Raw genomic sequence first — 18,684 nt, 5'->3', positions numbered from 1 at the left:
TCTCCGCCTCTCCCCGCGCGCGGGGAGAGGGGACGTGCCCTGCGCTACGTAGGAGAGGGAGAGAGACAGTGCGGCATGCGTGCTTCTCCTCGTCAAAACGGGGAGAAGGTGCCGGCAGGCGGATGAGGGGCAAACTCGACGCATCACGACGCGGCCTTGATCGACAGGCTGTCGAGATAGGCGGAGGGGTTTTCCGGATCGAAGACCTTACCGTCGAAGAAGGTCTCCTTGCCGCGCGAGGATGAGGCCGGGATATCGGCCGCGGCAACGCCAAGTTCCTTGGCTGCTTCGCGCCAGACGTCGTCGCGGTTCACCTGATCGACCAGCTTATTGATGTCGGTATTCGGGGCAAACGTGCCCCAGCGGATGTTTTCCGTGACGAACCAGCTGTCGTGGCTCTTGAACGGATAGGAGGCGTGGTCGCGCCAGAACTTCATGAAGAGGTCGGTACCCTTCACGTCGTGGCCGTTGCCGTAGTTGATGTCGCCCTTCAGGCGGCCGAGCACATCCTTCGGCGGCACGTTGAACCACTGCCGACGGCCGAGAATGTCCGCCATCTCCTCCTTGTTTTCCATCTTCTCCGCCCATTGCTGGGCTTCCATGATGGCCATCAGCAAGGCCTTGGCGGCGTTCGGGTTCTTTTCCAGCCAGTCGGCGCGAATGCCGAGCGCCTTTTCCGGATGACCCTTCCAGAGCTCGCCGGTCGTGGCGGCCGTGAAACCGATGCCCTGGTTGACGAGCTGTTCGTTCCACGGCTCGCCGACACAGAAGGCGTCCATGTTGCCGACCTTCATGTTCGCCACCATCTGCGGCGGCGGCACGACGATGGTCGAGACGTCCTTGTTCGGGTCGATGCCTCCGGCGGCGAGCCAGTAGCGAATCCAGAGGTCGTGGGTGCCGCCCGGGAAAGTCATCGCGACCTTCACCTCGTTGCCGGTTGCCTTCTTTTTCGCGAAGGCTTCCTTCAGCTTCGAGGCGTCGAGCTGCACGCCGGTCGAGGCATATTCCTTGGCGACTGAGAGACCCTGGCTGTCGAGGTTGAGGCGAGCGAGGATCGCCATCGGCACCGGCTTGTTGTTCTGGGTTACCTTGCCGGTATGCATCAGATAGGGAAGCGGCGAGAGGATGTGGGCGCCGTCAATGCCGTTTGCGGCGCCGCCGAGCACGAGGTTATCGCGCGTCGCGCCCCAGGAAGCCTGCTTGGCGACATCGACTTCCGGCAGGCCGTGTTTGTCGAAAAGGCCTTTTTCCTTGGCGATGATAAGGGGGGCGGCATCGGTCAGCGCGATATAGCCGAGCTTGATGCCCTTCACTTCAGGCCCCGGGGCGGCGGCAAAAGCGCCGGATGGGAACGCGGTCTTGATCGCGCCTACAAGGGCAGCGGTGGCGGTTGTCTTGAGCATGCTGCGGCGGGAGATGCCGGTCGTCAAAATCTTCGTCATGCGCAGGTTCCCTCTGCTGCCAGGTTCGGGCTGGCCGGTTTTCAGGCACAAAAAAACGCCGCTCGGAGATTGCGCCCGCGGGATAAGGAGGATTCCCAGGCAGCAAAAACCTTGCGACGTCGGTGTCTTTTGTAAGCGCTTATGCCGCGCTCATCTGCACCGATCGCCGTTGACCGGTGCAAGAGTTAGAACGCAAGAGGCGTGCCAGTTTAAAAAATCTGGACCATGTGGTTGAAAATAAACTGAAATATCGTCTTTTGGGAAATGGATAGATTTTGCGCTTTTAATTTCATCGCGACTATTTTGTGCGCTTGCTAAATCCAAGACGCGTAAATGATGTGCAGTGCACTTTGAAAAATCAGACGTCCTGCTCTAAGGAATGAATGGGCGGCGGGCTGCTTACGGCAAAATTTTCGACATAGGCGCCGATGGCCCCGGGGTCGAAAACATGGCCATCCATGAAGCGGTCGCCACTCTTTATCCCTTCCAGGCCATGATCGGTTTCCGACGGGCCGATGCCGAGTGCGGCTTGATAAAGGTCCGGCCGATAGGTGCCTGCGGCAGCGCGCAGGCCCTCTTCGCTGAGCTGCGCCTGTCCCCAGCGGATCATCTGGCTGTAGATCCAGAGCGCATGTCCGGGTTTCGGATAGTTCGCAAAGTCGCGATGGAACCTGAAATAATCGGGAATGATCCGGCGGTTGCCTTTGGCATCCAGGCTGAATTCGCCAGCCAGCACATGCCGGATGATCTCGACCGGAGCCGCTATATAGCGCGGATCGGCCAGCGCTTCGGCAAGCGCATCATGGTTTTCAGCGGCATCACACCAGTGCGCCGCTGCATCCAGCGCGACGATCAGGCGTGAAACGATTTCCGGATGGCTTTCCGCCCATTCCGGCCGCATGGCGACGACCTTTTCCGGGGCAGACGGCCAGATATCCTGCTTCGCGGCGACGATGCGGCCGACGCCTCGTTCCGAAGCGATCATGTTCCACGGCGCCCCGACGCAAAAACCGTCGATCGCTCCAGCGACGAGAGCGTCGGACGTGAGCGGTGGCGGCACGACGACAAGCTTGACGTCCTTGTCCGGGTCGATGCCGCCGGCGGCCAGCCAGTAGCGGAATTCGTAATTGTGGGAGGAGAACGGATAGGTGACGCCCAACATCGGCAGCGGTTCGCCGCGCGCTTTCATCGCCGCGAGCACTTTCGCGAGCGCTTTTGCATTCTCCAATGCGCTGGCGTTTTCCGAAATCCCGCCCACTTCGCGCATGCGCTCGAATAGCCGTGTCGAGAGCGTAATCGCATTGCCGCCGCGGCCGAGCGAAAATGGTGTGATGGTCGGTGAGGGATTGGAGCCGAGACCCAGCATCGAGGCGACCGGCATGGGAGAGAGCATATGGGCGATATCGAACTGCCGGAATGCAAGGCGGTCGCGGACATTGGCCCAGGAGACATCCTTGACCAGATCGAGCGTCAGGCCTTCTTTACGGGCAAACCCGAATTCGGCGGCAGCGATCAGAACCGAAGCGTCCACGAGTGGAATGAAGCCGACACACAGCACTTTCGGGCCTTCGCCATTGGAACGGAAAGGTGCCGCAAGATTGCTCCCGGGTAGGTCGATACTGCTCATCATGTTCATTTCCGGCTCTCTCCCGGATATTCCATCATCTCGGAAACCCAAATCACATCAGAAGTCCTGCGGCGGTAACGACGCTCTGGGCAATTTCGGACATCTTTTTCTTTTCGTTCATGGCGGTCTGGCGCAGCAATACGAAGGCATCCTCCTCGGAGAGCCCGCGCATCTTCATCAAGATGCCCTTGGCGCGGTCGACGACCTTGCGTTCTTCAAGTGCCGATTTGGCTTCTGCCAGTTCCCGCTGCAGGCGGCTGAAAGCGTTGAAGCGGCTGACCGCCATGTCGAGGATCGACTTGACCCGTTCTTTCTTCAGCCCATCGACCACATAGGCGGAAACGCCCGCCTCCATCGCAGCCTCGATCTGTGCCGTATCCGAGCGATCGACGAACATGGCGATCGGCCGGCTCACCGTCCGCGTAAGCTGGAAAAGATGTTCCATCATATCGCGGTTGGGGTTTTCGATATCGATGACGATCACGTCAGGCTTGGAAGTTTCGATAATACGCGCGATGCCGTTCACTTCCTGGACGACCGTAACGTTCTCATGCCCCGCCTCTCGCAATCCTTCCTCGATAATGGAGGCGCGGATGGCGTTTTCATCGATGACCAGAATGGTGAGATCGGAGGCCGGCATGCTTCAAGTGTTGCCGCAGTGCAGCATTTTGGCAAGGCCCAATATGCGATAAAATGTGCCTCTTTCGAAATTGCACATAAAGAGGGCAATTCCTGAGGTCTCATGCCATATCTTTGAAGTGAGGTTTTTATGGAGTGATCGAAGAACACATCATCGGGTATTGATCGCCAGCTGATCGTTCGGGATCACAGTTTGAGAGGGGATAACAGCAAAGCGGTCGAAAAGATCGACACTGCCCATCTGTCCGCCCTTCAGCATCAGGGTCATGCCATCGCGAGCCGGATTGTCGCTTCGGCCGGTGGAAATCGCGACGCCGGGCGAGAGTTGCCCGCCATAGGCCAGCCCCCAGAGCCCGAGATTTTGGGCAAGATGGCTGGACGTGTCGCCGCCGGCGGCGATCAATCGGCGGACCGGGACCTGATCGAGCAGGCGATCGACAAAACGGCCGGTGGCTTCCGCAAGTTCGGCATTCGCACCTGAGATCGAGGCCGGGTTTTGCGGTGCTGTGGATAGCAGCACATTGCGCTCCTCGCAGAGCGAGAGGCAGATTTTTGCTGCCAGTCGTTCGCGATAGCTTTCTTCGCTGACGAAACGCTCGGCATCCGCTTCAATGCGGATATAAGCTGTCGCAGCCTCCACCTGTAGGTGCGTAAGGGGCGACAGAGAGCCGGCGACAGCCAGGACGGGGCCGCTATCGGTCGCTGAGAAGGCCGGTGGAGAGGCTGCACGATCTTGATAGACAGCCTCTGCCACGCTGCTGGCTCCGGCAATTATAAACGAACCTTCCTCGGCAAACCGGTTGAGCGCCTTGCCGATCGTCGCGATGTGGTCCTGTGTCAGCGCATCGAAAAGAATGTCCGCCTGCGCTTCCAGCGTAGTGTCGCCGGCATCCAATGCGGTCCACGGCACTAGCGCGATCTCACCGGCGCCAAGCGCCTGCAAGTGCCGGCGCAGATCGGCCTCGGTCATCGGCGTCGAGGGGTGGCGACTCATGGTCGGATGCCGGTCGAGGCGGTGGACGCCGCTTGCGCCGCCTGCGGCAAACAGGTTGCCGAAAGCGCAATAGCGACCGAGCGAAGGCTGTCCCCCCAGGATGAAAGCCTGCTCGCGGCTGACGAAACGGCGCAGTACCCTCACCGCCACCGCGATATTGCCAATTTCGGGCGCGCTATCAAAGGTCGAACAGCATTTGTAATGCAGGAGCCGAATGCCCGCTTCGGCAAAAAAACGGCCGACCGGTTCCAGTTCGGCTTCCATCGCAGCCGGCGACATGGTGCGTGCCGAACCGGCGATGCCGATGGCATCGAGTTCGCCGGCCTGCGCCAATTGCCGTTCGGATGGTGGGCCAAGAAAGAGGAAGGCCTTTACCCCACGTAGCGACAACGTCGCCAAAGTGTCCGTCGCGCCGGTGAAATCGTCGCCATACCAGCCGTAAAACGGGGTTTTGGCCGGCATGCTCATGCAGTCTTCCCGAAGAAGGCGAGTGCTTCACGCAAAGGTTCCGATGATCCGGCCGCCTCTTCCAGCGTCTTGCCGTCGCTCATCGCCCGGAAGGCCGCGCGGATGCTTTCGATCCCGGCTGCTGGTCCGCCCGGATGGCCCATGATGCCGCCGCCCGCCATGAACAGGAAATCGTCGCCGCCGGCGGCCTTCCAGGTGACCGGAACCGTGCCTGCCCATTGGCCGGAGGAGAAGGCCGGCAGGACACGGTCGTCGGACTGGTCGTCGAGAGCGGAAAGGCACATGGCCGTACTGTCGATCACTTCGCTGTTTTCCTGCGCGAACTTGCCGTCCAGGCCATGCACATGCATGTGGTCGACGCCGGCCAGCCGCCAGAGAACCTGATAGGCCCCGAAACCGATACCCAGAACATCGCAACGGGAGAACGCGCCAAAACCGTTGCGGTGGCCGTGGAGCGCCAGATCGGTGGAGCGCCGCAGCGTCTCGACTGCAGAAAAACCGCACCAGTTGAGGTTCGCCATCACGCAGGTTCCGCCTTCGCGCGCTACCTGATCGGCATGGCGGCGCATCGCGTCCGTCTCGTCGGTAATGTTGAAAGCAATCATCACGCGGCGGCCGAGATGGTCCTCGGCGCGTTTCACCGCAGCCATCACAGCCGGGATGCGCTCGGCAAGCGGCGCATGTACCGGATTGGCGGAAATCTCGTCGTCCTTAATGAAATCGACGCCGGCAGCGCATAGCCGCTCGACCAGCTTGCCGGTATCTTCGGCCGTCAGCCCGACATTCGGCTTGATGATCGAACCGATCATCGGTCCATCGGTGACGCCCATCAGTTTTCGGGTGCCGGCGATCCCCTGTTTCGGCATCGCGTATTGCCGTCGCCAGGAGGCGGGCAGGGTGATGTTCTCCAGCCGCAGCCCCGTCACTTCGCCGAGATCGTAGAGATTGCCGGCAACCGTCGAGGCGAGCGCTGCGAGGTTGACGCCGATATTGTCGATCGGGAAGCGGATTTTTACCGTGGCGCGATGCGACCGGGCGGAGATGCCGCGGCGGTTCAGCCAGGCGCTCGGCAGGGTCGGGAATTCGACCTCGCCGAGATCCTCGATGCCGATCACCTCTGCACGGGCGCGAGCGCGCAGATCGTCCGTTTCGCCCTCGACGCGGATGAACGTGCCGGAAGACTGTTCGCCGGCCATGATCTCCGCCACCTTTGCTAGAGGCAGAGGCGTTTCGATCAGATAACCGGCGGTGAAATGCGTGTCCGTCACCATGCGCCTCAGATCTTGGAGAGATCGGGGAAGGGGCGAACCGGATCCTTGCCGTCCCAGTCTTCCGACGCTTTGCGGATCGCATCGAACATGCGGCCCTTTGGGCCGGCAACTTCCGAAAGCTCGATCACCGTGCCCGGATGATAGTGGGTGTCGAAATAGATGAAGCGGCCGTTTTCACCCACTTCGCCGCTCATGACCGGCTTAAAACCTTCCTTCAGCAACCGTTCGAGATCGGCGTCATAGCTGTCCGTCCAATAGGCGACGTGCTGCAGCCCGCGATGGCCGGCATCGCGAAAGTCCTTGTACATGGACGGCACGTGGTTACGGGTCTGGATCAGCTCGATCTGCAACTCGCCGGAATTGGCGAGCGCCACCGAATTATGTGGCTGATAGCTTTCACCGTTATAGCGATAGTTCACGATCGGAACTTTCGGATTATAGAAAAACGGACCGACGCCGAGTACGCGGCTCCAATAATCCATCGCCGCTTCGATATCGTCGACGACATATCCCGCCTGGCGGATCTTTCCGAAAAAACGGCTCATGTGATGTCTTTTGCTTTAATTTTCTGATGTGATTTGATGGACGGCGGAATACCCCGTTCCGCCGTCCGGGAGGCGAAGATCAGGCGAGCGAGCCGACGACGCTTTCGAGAGCGCCCCAGGCTTCCGCACCGAACTCCTTGCTCCACTTCGAATAGAAGCCGCCGGTTTTCAACTTGGCGCGGAAGCTGTCCGTCTCGACCTTGTTGAAGCTCATGCCTGCCTTTTCGAGATCGGCCTGGACGCCCGCATTCAACGCCGCGATATCGGCGCGCTGCTTGAGGCCGGCTTCGTTGATGGCGCGGGAAACGACCGTCTTGATATCGTCCTTCATGTCCGACCACTGCCGGCCATTGGCGATGAACCAGTAACCGTCCCAGATGTGATTGGAGAGCGCGCAGTTCTTCTGCACTTCGAAAAGCTTGGCGACCTGAATGATCGGCAGCGGGTTTTCTTGTGCATCGACGACCTTGGTCTGTAGCGCAGAATAGACCTCCGAGAACTGCAGGCTGGTCGGCGAAGCGCCGAGCGCGGAGAACATGTCGATCGACAGCGGGCTTACCGGAACGCGGATTTTCAGGCCCTTCATGCCGTCGGCATTGGTGATCGGTGCACCGCTGGTCGTGGTCTGGCGGAAGCCGTTATCCCACATCGTCTCCATGGCATAGAGGCGGGAATCGGCAATCTTTGCCCGCACCAGCTTGCCGACCGGGCCATCCATGGCCTTCCACACCTGGTCGTAATCCTTGAACGCGAAGCCGACGGCATTGAGCGCCGCAGTCGGAACCAGCGTCGCGATGACCAGCGAGGAGGGCGTGAAGAAGGTGAGTGCGCCACCCCGAACCTGCGATAGCATGTCGGTATCGCCGCCGAGCTGGTTTGCAGGGAAAATCAGCATCTCCACCTTGCCGTCGGTTTCCTTGGCAATCCGTTCAGCGGCTTCCTTGGCGCGAATGTTCAGCGGATGGCTGAGCGGCAGGTTGTTGCCGTAACGCAGCTGGATTTCGGCGGCCTTGGCAAAACGCGGGATCGAAAATACGGCGCCGGCGGCAGGTGCTGCGGCCAGGCCCTTGAGCAGGGTGCGCCTGTTGAGTGTCATCGTCATCTTGTTCCCTCCCGATGAAAAAAGTCACTTCCCAAGCCGGAAATTCGATCATATGAATGATGAAGTCAAACATGAAATCTGATGTAAATTGATGTAATCCGATGTTGTTAGATACGCTTGAACCCATCGAAATCAACCGTCGTGCCACCATTGTCGACGTGGCGCGGCATGCCGGCGTCTCGACCGCGACGGTCGATCGCGTGTTGAACGGCCGGCAGGGCGTGCGGGCGCCGACAGTGCAGCGGGTGATGCGATCGGCCGCCGAACTGGGCTATGTCGAGGAAGATGCGTTGAGTGCCGTCGCGCCGCAAACGCTCGCCAACATCTCCTTCCTGCTGCCGGCAGGGACCAACCGGTATCTTGCACATCTCGGCCGCTCGATCGTCGAACAATCCGCACTTTTCCACAAACATGGCATCAAGCCGTCGGTGGAATACATCAAGAGTTTCAATCCGGAGGCTCTCGCAGTGGCGCTGCAGCGGCATGGCCGCTCGGCGGATGGCATCGCCTTCATGGCGCTGGAGCACCCTGCAGTGCGGGAGGCGGTGAACCGGCTTTCGGCCAAGGGCGTACCGACCGTGACGCTGATTTCCGACATCGGCAATGCCCAGCGCTCCGCCTATCTCGGCCTCGACAATCGCTCGACGGGACGGCTCGCCGGCTATCTAATTGCCCGTTTCGTCGGCAAGGCGCCGGCCAAGGTGGCGATGATCGCCGGCAGCCTCAGCTATCGCGCTCATGAGGAGCGTGAGATGGGTTTCCTGCATGTGCTGAAGGAAAGCTACCCGCATATCGAAGTGGTCGGCATCCGGGAGGGGCATGACGACGAGAACATGAACTACCGGCAGATGCGCATGCTTTTGAGCAAACATCCCGATCTCGCCGGCATCTACAATATCGGCGGCGGCGCGAGCGGCGTCGGCAAGGCGATCAAGGATGCACGGCGCGAGGAATCTCTGGTCTTCGTCGGCCATGGCCTGACGCCGGATACCCGCGCCTTCCTGATCGACGGCACGATGGATGCCGTCATTACGCAGAACCCGAACGATACGATCAGCCGGGTTGCTCGGGTGTTCAAGAACCTGCGCGATGGCAGGCCGGCGGACGAGGATGTCGAGCCGCTACGCAGCGAGGTGATTTTCCGGGAAAACCTGCCGTGAGTGGGATGCCGCGAGCTCCCTCTCCCCCCTTGCGGGGGAGATGTCGCCAGCGGCGACAGAGGGGGTGGTTCAGCATATTCGACAGTCGGGTTTGTGGCACCACCCCCATCTGTCAGCTCCGCTGACATCTTCCCCGCAAGGGGGAAGACAGGAATTTGCGGCACCCGCATCAGTTAGTTTCGAATTCAAGGAGACGGCGTCGTAGTGATTACCGCCGGGGAGGACATAAATGGCAATCAATTCAGACGTGATGGACGACCTGCCGCTGATGGAGCTGCAGCAATCGGCGCCGGGTTCCTTATGGATGCGGCCGGTGGAAGTGGTCGCGGCGGCGCTGCTGACATTCATCATCGGCATTCTTCTCGTCGGCGTCACGGCGCGTTACGTGTTTTCCTCGCCGATCATCTGGGGTGATGAAACCGCATCGCTTGCCTTCCTCTGGCTTGCGATGCTGGGCGCGGCAATCGCCATCGACCGCCATGAACACCTGCGCCTGACGGTTTTTCTGCATCTCCTCAGCGAGCCAAAGCAGAAATTCGTCACCACGGTCGGCCTGCTTCTGACAGCCGTCTTTCTCGGCAGCCTGCTTTATCCGGCAATCGATTATGCGATCGAGGAGAGTTATGTCACCTCGGCCTCGTTGCTGATCCCGATGAGCTGGCGTGCGTCGGCGCTGCCGGTCGGCCTCGGGCTGATGCTGGCGATCGTCATCCTGCATGGGGTGAGGATCGGCAATATCCGCATGCTGCTTGGTGCGGCGGTGCTAGTCGGTGCGGTCGGCGGCGCGCTGTTTGCGCTGGAGCCGGCGCTGGCGGCACTCGGCAACTGGAATATCGTCGTTTTCCTGGTCTTCGGCGTCGGCATCCTGCTTGCCATGGGCGTTCCGATCGCCTTCTGTTTCGGCCTTGGCGCTTTGTCCTTCCTCACCTTTACCAGTTCCGTGCCGATCTTCGTCATCGTCGGCCGCATGGATGAAGGCATGTCGAGCATCATCCTGCTTTCCGTGCCGATCTTCGTTCTGCTCGGCTGCATTCTCGATGCGACCGGCATGGGCAAAGCGATCGTCGAGGTCTTGGCCTCCATGCTTGGCCACGTCAAAGCCGGCATGTCCTATGTGCTTCTCGGTTCGATGTTCCTCGTCTCCGGCATTTCCGGCTCGAAAGTCTCCGACATGGCGACCGTCGCACCGGCGCTCTTCCCGGAAATGAAACGTCGCGGCCACAAGCCGCCGGAAATGATCGCACTTTTGGCGACCGGTGCCGCCATGGCGGAAACCGTGCCGCCGTCGATCGTGCTGATCGTGCTCGGCTCGACGGCAGGCGTTTCGATTGCCGGCCTGTTCACCTCCGGCTTCGCCATTGCCATGGTCCTGCTGCTGGTTCTGGCCGTTCTCGCTCGCTGGAAGTCGCGGCGTGAATCCATGGCCGGTGTGAAACGCGCATCGCTCAAGAATATCTGGAAGGCGATCGTCGTTGCCGCGCCCGCGCTGCTTCTGCCCTTCCTGATCCGTAGCGCCGTCGGCGGCGGGGTCGCGACGGCGACGGAAGTTTCAACAATCGCCGTGCTCTACGCACTGATCATCGGTGCGACGCTTTACGGCGGCATCAGCCTGAAGAAGCTTTACGGCATGCTGGTCGAAACGGCGGCCTTGTCCGGCGCCATCCTGATTATCCTCGGCTGTGCTTCCGCCATGGCTTGGGCACTGACCCAGACCGGGTTTGCGTTCAAGCTGGCGCAGGCGGTGACCGATCTTCCGGGCGGCTGGCTTACCTTCATGGGTGTGACGGTGCTGATCTTCATGGTGCTCGGCTGCGTGCTGGAAGGCCTGCCGGCTATCGTGCTGATGGCGCCGATCATGTTTCCGATCGCCAAGACGCTCGGAATCAACGATGTACATTACTCGATGGTGGTGGTGACGGCGATGAATGTCGGCCTGATCGCCCCGCCGATCGGCATCGGTTTCTACATCGCCTGTAAGATCGGCGGCGTGCCACCGGACGATGCGATGAAGGCGATCTGGCCCTATATCGGCGCATTGCTGATCGGCCTGTTCCTGATTGCGGTCTTCCCAATCTTCTCGACAGCTTTGCTCTAGCCTTCAGAGCCTGTCGGAATGAACTGACCAGCGGCCCGAATTCCCGCGGCCGCTGGTATGGGATGAAATGCGCGCCTTGGTCGATCAGGACGAGCACAGAGGACGGCAGCGCGGCGTGAATTTGCTCCGCGTGATAGCCGGGTAGAAGCCAGTCCTGTCCGCCGGCCACGACCAGTGTCGGGATGTTGATTTATTTCAGATAGGACGAGGTGTCCGAGCATGCCCTCGATCTGCAGCGCATAGGCATGCAGCACAATATGGGAGCTCGGCAGCGGGTGTGGGATTCTTCGGCATTCAAAGACGCACGACAAAAAGCCGGGCGCGTAACACCAATTTTCACAGTTGGCTCAAGATCTCTACGACATCAAGCCAGACAAGTTCAGCGGATCAGCGTGCCTTGTGTCCGGCAAAAGCGTGATCGTGCGGATCGTCTCTTCGGCGATACGTTTTTCGCTGTAGACCAGCGGCACGTATACCCCTTTCGACCAGATCTCTGCGAGATCATCGTAATGCGGTGAGCGCGGGTCGCCGGACTGTCCCGGCGTGTTGACGCAAAAACTATTGTCCCAGTTGCCGACATCCATGACGAGGCGAACGGAGGCGCCGGCATTGACGCCGAAATCGCTCATCCGGTAGCCGGCATGCATGGCAGTGGACCGGCTGCCGCCGACCGGTAGAGGGCCGACATTCCAATCTGCGATGTTTTCGGCCTTTACGCGACTGGTCGCATGTTCGAACAGCGCTTTGTGCAGGTGACCCCACTGCCAGGTGACCGGATCGGCGCCGAGACGCTTTTCGCAATCGGCAAAGCCGGCAGAAAGTGTCAAGAGCATCATGGCATCGCGCTCACTCTCATCCCAGCGGGTGCCCGTCTCAGACAGGAGCGTGAGCATGCGGTCGACGTCGCCCGGCAGCAGCAATTGCCGCACGATCGGGTTCGGCGCAACCCTCGCGAGCAGGGCGGGGCGCAGGTGCTTCATCCACCAGACTTCGAATAGAGCAGCGCAGCCGCTTGTCGCTTCAAGGCGATGATCCCAATCGCGGAACATCACAAGCGCCCGCTGTTGCTCGGCAGTTAGCGGTTGACGGCTGGCAACTTTTTCCAGAACGCCGCAGATGACGGCGGCCGGGCGGGAATAGGTATCCGTTTGAAGCGCCATCGATGCTTTCACCGTATGCTGCGGATCGGCGCGCAGGACGGACTTTATCCGCTGCGCACGGCTGACTTCCGCCCATTCATGACCGATCGACGGCGCCTTTGGATCGCGGTTGGCGGGCAGGTTCATCTCGTTGGCGGAAGCGACGAAACCCTCGGCCGGATTGTATTTACGTGGAAGCTGGTCGGCTGGCAGGAAGCCGTCCCACTCACGCGAACCGTTTCCCGGTACCGGCAGCAGGCCTTCCCAATTGTGCCGTACCGGCGTGAAGCCTGCGGTGAACCAGCCGATATTGCCGTCCATGTCGGCGCTGACATGGTTGACGGAGGGAGTGCCCCAATGATGGAGCGTTTCGGAGAAATCCGTCACGGTCGCCGTGCGCATATAGGAAAGGCTGCCGAGATAGGCGGCCGAGCCGGGAGACAGCCAGACGGAACGCATGGCAATCGCTATCCGCTTTGCCGGGTTTTCGTACAGGATCGGGCCGTGGCGGGTGAAAGAGAGCGTCAGCGTCTGCTCGTCATAGCCTTTTACCTCGAAGGTTTCGGCAACGCGGCTGATCGTTTCCCAGCCATCGCCATAACGATATTGCTCCGGATCGCCGTCCTTCGTCTCATAGACATAAACGTCTTCCTGATCCGCGCCGAAAATGGTGAGGCCGAAGGCGATCTTGTCGTTGTGGCCAAGTGAAATCCCCGGTGCAGTCGGCTCACCGGTGCCGATGGCGTTGAAGCCCGGGGCTTCGAGATGCACGAGGTATCGCAGCGACGGTACGGCATGGGCGCGGTGCGGGTCACTGGCCAGGATCGGCCGGCCGGCCTCGGTGCGCGAACCGTGGACTGCCCAGTTGTTGGAACCTTCTTCCGCGACACGCTGGATGATATCGCCGAGATCGGTCACCTCGGTCCATTTCCAGACATCGTCGAGTGTCGCGGCAAGGCGGGTCTTGTCGAAGGTGACGGGTGCGGTCGCGAGCTTGAAAAGGCGGGTCGCTTCCAGCGGAATGTCCGCAAGCACGATGCCATCGGCCGGCTTCGGCTGGACAGGAGGATCGATCTCGTAGCGCAGCAGATCGGTTTCGGCGTCGGCCAGCGCCATGATGTTGGCGCGCAGGATTTCCGAGAGACCGTTGCGGGTCAGCGCATGACTGCGGACACGCACGACATCGGACGGCTGCCAGAAAGCAGGCTTGGTGCCGAAGACGGCAAATTCCGGCGGAAGGCGGGAAGGCTCTGCCTCGCAAAGTGCAATATAGGCATTGATGCCGGCGGCGAATGCGATGCAGATCGCCTGCGTATCCGGTGCGTAGGAAGTCCATTCGGGCGCCATATCGCCGCGATAAAGAAAGTGCCGGGCAGCATGATCCTGCGCCAGGTAGCCGGGGCCGAAATCGGCAGCCAGCAGGCCAAGGCCGCGCTTGCGCCAGAGATCGAGTTGCCACAGCCGGTCGCGGGCGGCATTGAAGCCCTGAACGAAGAACAGGTCTTTTTCGCTCGCGGCCTTGATATGCGGGATACCCCAGCGATCGACCCGAATTTGCGCCTCGGCATCGAGGCCGGCGAGGAGGAGAATTTCGTTCGTCGGGGCTTCGGTCATGGGGTTCTCTGTTGCAAATCAGGCGTGATGGCAGGCGACGCGAGCACCGTCCGGACGTGAAGTCAATTCCGGCCGTTCCTTCGAGCAGATTTCCGTCGCGAGCGGGCAGCGCGTGTGGAAGGCGCAGCCGGACGGGATATTGGCCGGGCTTGGCAGCTCGCCGCCCAGTATGATCCGCTCCTTCGACCGCTGCACGACGGGATCGGCTTCCGGTACGGCCGACATCAACGCCTTTGTGTAGGGGTGCTTGGGATTGGCAAAGAATGTATCTCGGTCCGCCATCTCCACGAAGCGGCCGAGATACATCACCACGACGCGGTCGCAGATATGGCGAACCACACCGAGATCGTGAGAGACGAAAAGGTAGGAAACGCCGGTGCGCTTCTGCAGCGCCACCAGAAGGTTGAGAATTTGCGCACGCACCGAAACGTCGAGCGCCGAGACGGGTTCGTCGCAGATGACAAGGTCCGGTTCGAGCGCGAGTGCACGGGCGATGACGACACGCTGGCGCTGACCACCGGAAAACTGATGCGGATAACGATCGGCGAACTCGGGCCGCAAACCGACCTGCTGCAAAAGCGTCGCGACGTGTTCTTTCAGCTCCCTGCCCTTGGCGACGCCGCGAACGATCAGCGGTTCGGCGATTGTGGCACCCACGGTCGAACGCGGGTCGAGCGATAGGGCAGGATCCTGGAAGATCATCTGCACCTTGCGTCTTATATCGTTGAGCTTCTTTTTGTCGGCGCCAACCACTTCCTCGCCACTCACCCTGACGCTGCCGGACACCGGAGCCTGCAGGCCGACGATCGTATTGGAAAGCGTGGACTTGCCGCAGCCGGATTCGCCGACGAGCGCCACCGTTTCGGCACGGCCGATTTCCAGATCGACGCCATTGACAGCTTTCACCACCGGACCGGGCGAGGACAGGAAGCCGCCACGGCCGCCGAAATGGACCGCGACATCGCGCAGCTCGAGAACCTTGGGCGCGTCGCTCATGCCGCTACCCCGCGGATTTCGGCCATGCGGTCGATATGCCAGCAGGCGGAGCGGTGGCCGCTCTCGCCGCTCTGGAAGAGCGGCGGCTGTTCGCTACGACATTTGTCGGTCACCAGCGGACAGCGGTCCGCGAACCGACAGCCGACGCCGAATTCGCTCGGCGTCGGCACCGTACCCTCGATCGTCGCCAGGTCCGCCTTGGGCGAGTGATCGAGCTTCGGTACGCTGGCCAACAGGAGGGCCGTATAGGGATGTTTTGGAGCGGCAAAAAGTGCGTGGACCGGCGCGATCTCAGCGATGCGGCCGGCATACATCACCGCCACTTCGTCGGCGATATCGGCTACCACGCCCATATCGTGGGTGATCAGCACGATCGCCGTGCCACGCTCGGAGACCAGTTTCTTCATCAGGTCGAGGATTTGCGCCTGGATGGTCACGTCGAGCGCTGTCGTCGGTTCGTCGGCGACCAGCAGGCGAGGGCCGTTGATCAGCGCGATCGAGATCATGATGCGCTGGCACATGCCGCCGGAGAGCTCGAACGGATATTGATCGAGCCGCCGTGTCGGATCGGGAATGCCGACATCGACCAGCATCTGCCGCGCCTTTTCATAGGCTTCCGTTCGCGACGCACCCTGGTGGACGCGGTAGGCTTCGGCGATCTGCGAACCGACCGTGGTCAGCGGATCAAGCGAAGCGCTCGGCTCCTGGAAGATGATCGAGATGTCCTTGCCGCGCGCCTTGCGGAGCTGCCGTTCCGACATGGCGCCGAGGTCGGTGCTTTCCAGCATGATCCGGCCACCTGTGCGTTTGGCTGCCGGCGGCAGAAGACCGAGCATGGCGTAGGAGGTCAAGGACTTGCCGCAACCCGACTCGCCGACCAGCGCCATGACCTTGCCGGGCGCCACGGTGAACGAGATATCGTCGACGACGTTGGCACCACCGATCTCGATGGTCAGCCGGTCGACGGATAATAACGGGTTTGCGACAGCATTCATCGGTCAGACCTTCTGGGTGCTGCGCTCGGGGCGCTTGTAGTTGCCGATCGAATTGCCACCGTCGACCGAGATCACCGCGCCGGTAATGAAGGCGGCCTTCTCCGAGCAGAGATAGGCGATCGCACCTGGCGCGTCTTCCGGCCCGCTGGCGCGGCCGAGCGGAATGTTTTTCAGCATGTTGGTCACGTACTCGTCGGAAAGTTCGCTGACTTCGCTGCCCGGCGCGAAGCCCGGTTCGACGACATTGACGCGGATGCCGTATTCGGCAAGTTCCATGGCAAAGCCCTTGGAAAGCCGCTCGACGGTCGTTTTGGACGTGCAATAGGGAACGCCGTTCTGCGTCATCTTGCGGGCGGCGCCTGAGGAGATGTTGACGATGGAGCCCTGCTTGCCTTCGGCAATCATCAATTTGGCAAATTCACGCGACAGCACGAAGGGCGCACGCACATTGACGTCGAAGACGCGGTCCCAGTCGGCAAATTCCATGTCGAGCAGACTGAAGCGGGTATAAATGCCCGCGTTGTTGACGAGGATATCCGGCGCTTTCCATTCGCGCTTCACGAGATCGACAAGCTCGAGCATCGAAGTATCGCTCGTCAACTCAGTCGCGTGCAGCAAAACCTTCGAGTGGTCGAAGCCGAGCTCTTCCACCGCCTTTTCCAGCCCGTCCATGCGATTGTCGCTGAGGCAGAGTTTTGCGCCTTCCTTGGCAAAGTAGGCGGCAATCCAGCGGCCGAAAATGCCAGCGGCACCTGTGATGACGATGGTCTTGTTTTCGAATTCCATGGCAAACAACCTTTAGCGAGCGCGGGAGCGCGGATCGATCTCGTCACGCAGCCAGTCGCCCAGCACGTTGACGGAGAACACGAGAAGGAAGAGGCAGACACCGGGGAAGGCGACGATCCACCAGGCCCGTTCCAGATATTGACGGCCGACGCTCATGATCGAGCCCCAGCTTGCCGCCGGCGGCTGGATGCCGAGGCCGAGGAAGGAGAGGCCCGCTTCCATCAGGATCATCAGGCCGAATTCAGCCGTCGCGACGATCAGCAGCGGACCGGCGATATTTGGCAGGATGTGATGGAAGAGGATGCGCCCCGCACCGGCGCCGGCGAGTTCGGACGCCTTGATGAACGGCAGGTTCGCCACCTGCAGCGTCTGGGCATAGGCAACGCGGGTATAACGCGGCCAGCGGGTAAGGCCGAGGACCAGAACGAGTTTCAGGAAGCCCGGGCCGAGAACGGCGACAGTCAGCACGGCCAAAAGGATCGCCGGGATCGACATCATAATGTCGACGAGACGCATGATGACGATCTCGATCTTGCCGCGGAACCAGCCGGCCACCATGCCGAGCGTCACGCCGACGAGCGAAGAGACGACGACGGAGAGAATGGCGACCGAGAGCGAGACGCCGGCGCCATACATGGTGCGGGACAGGAGGTCGCGGCCGAGATCGTCGGTGCCCAGCCAATAGGTGACGCCGCGCAGCTCGAAGCCCGGTCCCTTGAGGCGTGCAAGCAGGTTCTGTTTCGCGGGATCGGCCGGTGCAAGCCAGGGCGCGAAGATGGCGATCAGCACGATCGCCAGGAAGATGATCGAGACGACGATGACCGAGATCGGTATACGACGCAGGCGGTTTCCAAGGGCGAGGACGGCGGTGTTCATGTTCTACCTCCTCAACGGACCAAGCGGATGCGCGGATCGACGATCGCGTAGACGAAGTCCGCGAGCACGCTGGTCAGCACGTAAACGAAGGAGATCAGCAGCACGATGACCTGGACGACCAGGAAGTCGCGCGACTGGATGGACTGGATGGCGAGCTGGCCGATGCCCGGCCAGGCAAACACGGTTTCTACAATGACGGCGCCCGCAAGCAGGTTGCCGATTTCGAGTGCGGCGATGGTGATGACCGGGATTGCCGCATTGCGCAGCACATGCCGGAAGACCACCGAGCTCAATGACAGACCACGGGCGCGGCCGGCGCGGACATAGTCCTTGCCGAGTTCGTCAATGATCGAGATACGGGTCATGCGGGCGAAGGTCGACATCGAGATCGCCCCGAGCGCGATCGACGGCATGATCAACGAGGCGAAATCGCCGGAGCCGGAGGTCGGCAGCCAGCGTAGCGTCACGCCGAAGAAGAAGATCAGCACGATGCCAGAGAGAAAGGTCGGCACGCTCTGGCCGGTGACGACGATCGCCGTCAGCAGCCGCTCGATGACAGTGCCGCGGCGGGTCGCCATGATGATCCCGGCCGGAATGCCCATGCCGATCGCCACCACCAGCGCGCCGGCGGCAAGCATGATCGTATAGGGCACGCGGGAGAGCACGATATCCAGCGCCGGCACGCGCTGGACCACGGAGACGCCGAAATCCAGCTGCGTCAGGCCGCCGAGATATTCGAGATATTGCACATAGATCGGCCGGTCGAAACCAAGCTGGCTGCGCAACTGGGCGATCATCTCGGCCGATGCGTCCTGCGGCACGAGCAGCAGGGTGGGATCGCCCGAGAGATGCATGACGACGAACACGATGGTGAGAACGCCGAAGATCGCGATGATCGCCTGTATCAACCGTTCTACGGCGTATCTCAACATGAT

Annotated in this window: 15 protein-coding genes; 2 read left to right on the top strand and 13 right to left on the bottom strand. The window is 61.1% G+C overall.

The window, feature by feature from the left end; translation table 11 throughout:
• Window positions 1-143 precede the first annotated feature (143 nt).
• The 7 genes from KX729_RS11385 to KX729_RS11355 form a co-directional block, all read right to left on the bottom strand.
• Window positions 144-1,442, bottom strand: a complete 1,299-nt coding sequence (locus KX729_RS11385; protein WP_219742584.1) for a CmpA/NrtA family ABC transporter substrate-binding protein — start codon at window positions 1,440-1,442, stop codon at window positions 144-146.
• 358 nt (window positions 1,443-1,800) lie between these two features.
• A complete protein-coding gene (locus KX729_RS11380; protein WP_219742583.1) occupies window positions 1,801-3,078 on the bottom strand; it encodes a CmpA/NrtA family ABC transporter substrate-binding protein in 1,278 nt (425 codons plus the stop codon).
• Between the two features lie 43 nt (window positions 3,079-3,121).
• Window positions 3,122-3,709, bottom strand: coding sequence for an ANTAR domain-containing response regulator (locus KX729_RS11375; RefSeq protein ID WP_219742582.1), 588 nt, complete (start codon window positions 3,707-3,709; stop codon window positions 3,122-3,124).
• Between the two features lie 150 nt (window positions 3,710-3,859).
• Entirely contained in the window at window positions 3,860-5,170 is a 1,311-nt protein-coding gene (locus KX729_RS11370; RefSeq protein ID WP_219742581.1) for a four-carbon acid sugar kinase family protein, read from the bottom strand.
• A complete protein-coding gene (locus KX729_RS11365) occupies window positions 5,167-6,441 on the bottom strand; it encodes a RuBisCO large subunit C-terminal-like domain-containing protein (RefSeq protein WP_219742580.1) in 1,275 nt (424 codons plus the stop codon). The genes KX729_RS11370 and KX729_RS11365 overlap by 4 nt, the downstream gene beginning before the upstream one ends.
• Before the next feature lie 5 nt (window positions 6,442-6,446).
• A complete protein-coding gene (locus KX729_RS11360; RefSeq protein WP_219742579.1) occupies window positions 6,447-6,986 on the bottom strand; it encodes a VOC family protein in 540 nt (179 codons plus the stop codon).
• Window positions 6,987-7,065: 79 nt separating this feature from the next.
• On the bottom strand, window positions 7,066-8,082 hold the full coding sequence (locus tag KX729_RS11355) for a TRAP transporter substrate-binding protein (RefSeq protein WP_219743109.1): 1,017 nt from the start codon (window positions 8,080-8,082) through the stop codon (window positions 7,066-7,068).
• 107 nt (window positions 8,083-8,189) lie between these two features.
• On the opposite strand from KX729_RS11355, the gene KX729_RS11350 reads away from it, so the two are divergent.
• On the top strand, window positions 8,190-9,248 hold the full coding sequence (locus KX729_RS11350; RefSeq protein ID WP_219742578.1) for a LacI family DNA-binding transcriptional regulator: 1,059 nt from the start codon (window positions 8,190-8,192) through the stop codon (window positions 9,246-9,248).
• 229 nt (window positions 9,249-9,477) lie between these two features.
• Entirely contained in the window at window positions 9,478-11,343 is a 1,866-nt protein-coding gene (locus KX729_RS11345; RefSeq protein ID WP_219742577.1) for a TRAP transporter large permease, read from the top strand.
• A gap of 356 nt (window positions 11,344-11,699) precedes the next feature.
• Here the strand turns inward: KX729_RS11345 and KX729_RS11340 are convergent, their stop codons facing one another.
• Genes KX729_RS11340 through KX729_RS11315 form a run of 6 tightly spaced genes read right to left on the bottom strand, consistent with a single transcriptional unit; the run spans window position 11,700 to window position 18,681 of the window.
• Window positions 11,700-14,096: a penicillin acylase family protein gene (locus KX729_RS11340; protein ID WP_219742576.1), complete on the bottom strand. Its 2,397-nt coding sequence runs from the start codon at window positions 14,094-14,096 to the stop codon at window positions 11,700-11,702.
• Window positions 14,097-14,114: 18 nt separating this feature from the next.
• Window positions 14,115-15,092, bottom strand: coding sequence for an ABC transporter ATP-binding protein (locus tag KX729_RS11335; protein ID WP_219742575.1), 978 nt, complete (start codon window positions 15,090-15,092; stop codon window positions 14,115-14,117).
• Window positions 15,089-16,087, bottom strand: a complete 999-nt coding sequence (locus KX729_RS11330) for an ABC transporter ATP-binding protein (RefSeq protein WP_219742574.1) — start codon at window positions 16,085-16,087, stop codon at window positions 15,089-15,091. The genes KX729_RS11335 and KX729_RS11330 overlap by 4 nt, the downstream gene beginning before the upstream one ends.
• Window positions 16,088-16,090: 3 nt before the next feature.
• On the bottom strand, window positions 16,091-16,873 hold the full coding sequence (locus KX729_RS11325) for an SDR family NAD(P)-dependent oxidoreductase (protein WP_219742573.1): 783 nt from the start codon (window positions 16,871-16,873) through the stop codon (window positions 16,091-16,093).
• Window positions 16,874-16,885: 12 nt separating this feature from the next.
• Window positions 16,886-17,749: an ABC transporter permease gene (locus KX729_RS11320; RefSeq protein WP_219742572.1), complete on the bottom strand. Its 864-nt coding sequence runs from the start codon at window positions 17,747-17,749 to the stop codon at window positions 16,886-16,888.
• Window positions 17,750-17,760: 11 nt separating this feature from the next.
• Complete coding sequence (locus KX729_RS11315) at window positions 17,761-18,681, bottom strand: ABC transporter permease (protein WP_219742571.1); 921 nt, start codon at window positions 18,679-18,681, stop codon at window positions 17,761-17,763.
• Window positions 18,682-18,684 lie beyond the last annotated feature (3 nt).

The organism is Neorhizobium populisoli (assembly GCF_019430945.1).
GTDB lineage: Bacteria > Pseudomonadota > Alphaproteobacteria > Rhizobiales > Rhizobiaceae > Neorhizobium > Neorhizobium populisoli.
The sequence above is the reverse complement of the archived record's forward strand: the minus strand, read 5'-3'. Positions and strand labels throughout refer to the sequence as shown.

Coding starts and splice junctions, on each gene's coding strand:
- KX729_RS11380 (WP_219742583.1), bottom strand. CDS start 3,078: ATGAACATGATGAGCAGTATCGACCTACCCGGGAGCAATCTTGCGGCA.
- KX729_RS11320 (WP_219742572.1), bottom strand. CDS start 17,749: ATGAACACCGCCGTCCTCGCCCTTGGAAACCGCCTGCGTCGTATACCG.
- KX729_RS11315 (WP_219742571.1), bottom strand. CDS start 18,681: ATGTTGAGATACGCCGTAGAACGGTTGATACAGGCGATCATCGCGATC.
- KX729_RS11325 (WP_219742573.1), bottom strand. CDS start 16,873: ATGGAATTCGAAAACAAGACCATCGTCATCACAGGTGCCGCTGGCATT.
- KX729_RS11340 (WP_219742576.1), bottom strand. CDS start 14,096: ATGACCGAAGCCCCGACGAACGAAATTCTCCTCCTCGCCGGCCTCGAT.
- KX729_RS11335 (WP_219742575.1), bottom strand. CDS start 15,092: ATGAGCGACGCGCCCAAGGTTCTCGAGCTGCGCGATGTCGCGGTCCAT.
- KX729_RS11330 (WP_219742574.1), bottom strand. CDS start 16,087: ATGAATGCTGTCGCAAACCCGTTATTATCCGTCGACCGGCTGACCATC.
- KX729_RS11375 (WP_219742582.1), bottom strand. CDS start 3,709: ATGCCGGCCTCCGATCTCACCATTCTGGTCATCGATGAAAACGCCATC.
- KX729_RS11385 (WP_219742584.1), bottom strand. CDS start 1,442: ATGACGAAGATTTTGACGACCGGCATCTCCCGCCGCAGCATGCTCAAG.
- KX729_RS11365 (WP_219742580.1), bottom strand. CDS start 6,441: ATGGTGACGGACACGCATTTCACCGCCGGTTATCTGATCGAAACGCCT.
- KX729_RS11370 (WP_219742581.1), bottom strand. CDS start 5,170: ATGAGCATGCCGGCCAAAACCCCGTTTTACGGCTGGTATGGCGACGAT.
- KX729_RS11360 (WP_219742579.1), bottom strand. CDS start 6,986: ATGAGCCGTTTTTTCGGAAAGATCCGCCAGGCGGGATATGTCGTCGAC.
- KX729_RS11350 (WP_219742578.1), top strand. CDS start 8,190: ATGTTGTTAGATACGCTTGAACCCATCGAAATCAACCGTCGTGCCACC.
- KX729_RS11345 (WP_219742577.1), top strand. CDS start 9,478: ATGGCAATCAATTCAGACGTGATGGACGACCTGCCGCTGATGGAGCTG.
- KX729_RS11355 (WP_219743109.1), bottom strand. CDS start 8,082: ATGACACTCAACAGGCGCACCCTGCTCAAGGGCCTGGCCGCAGCACCT.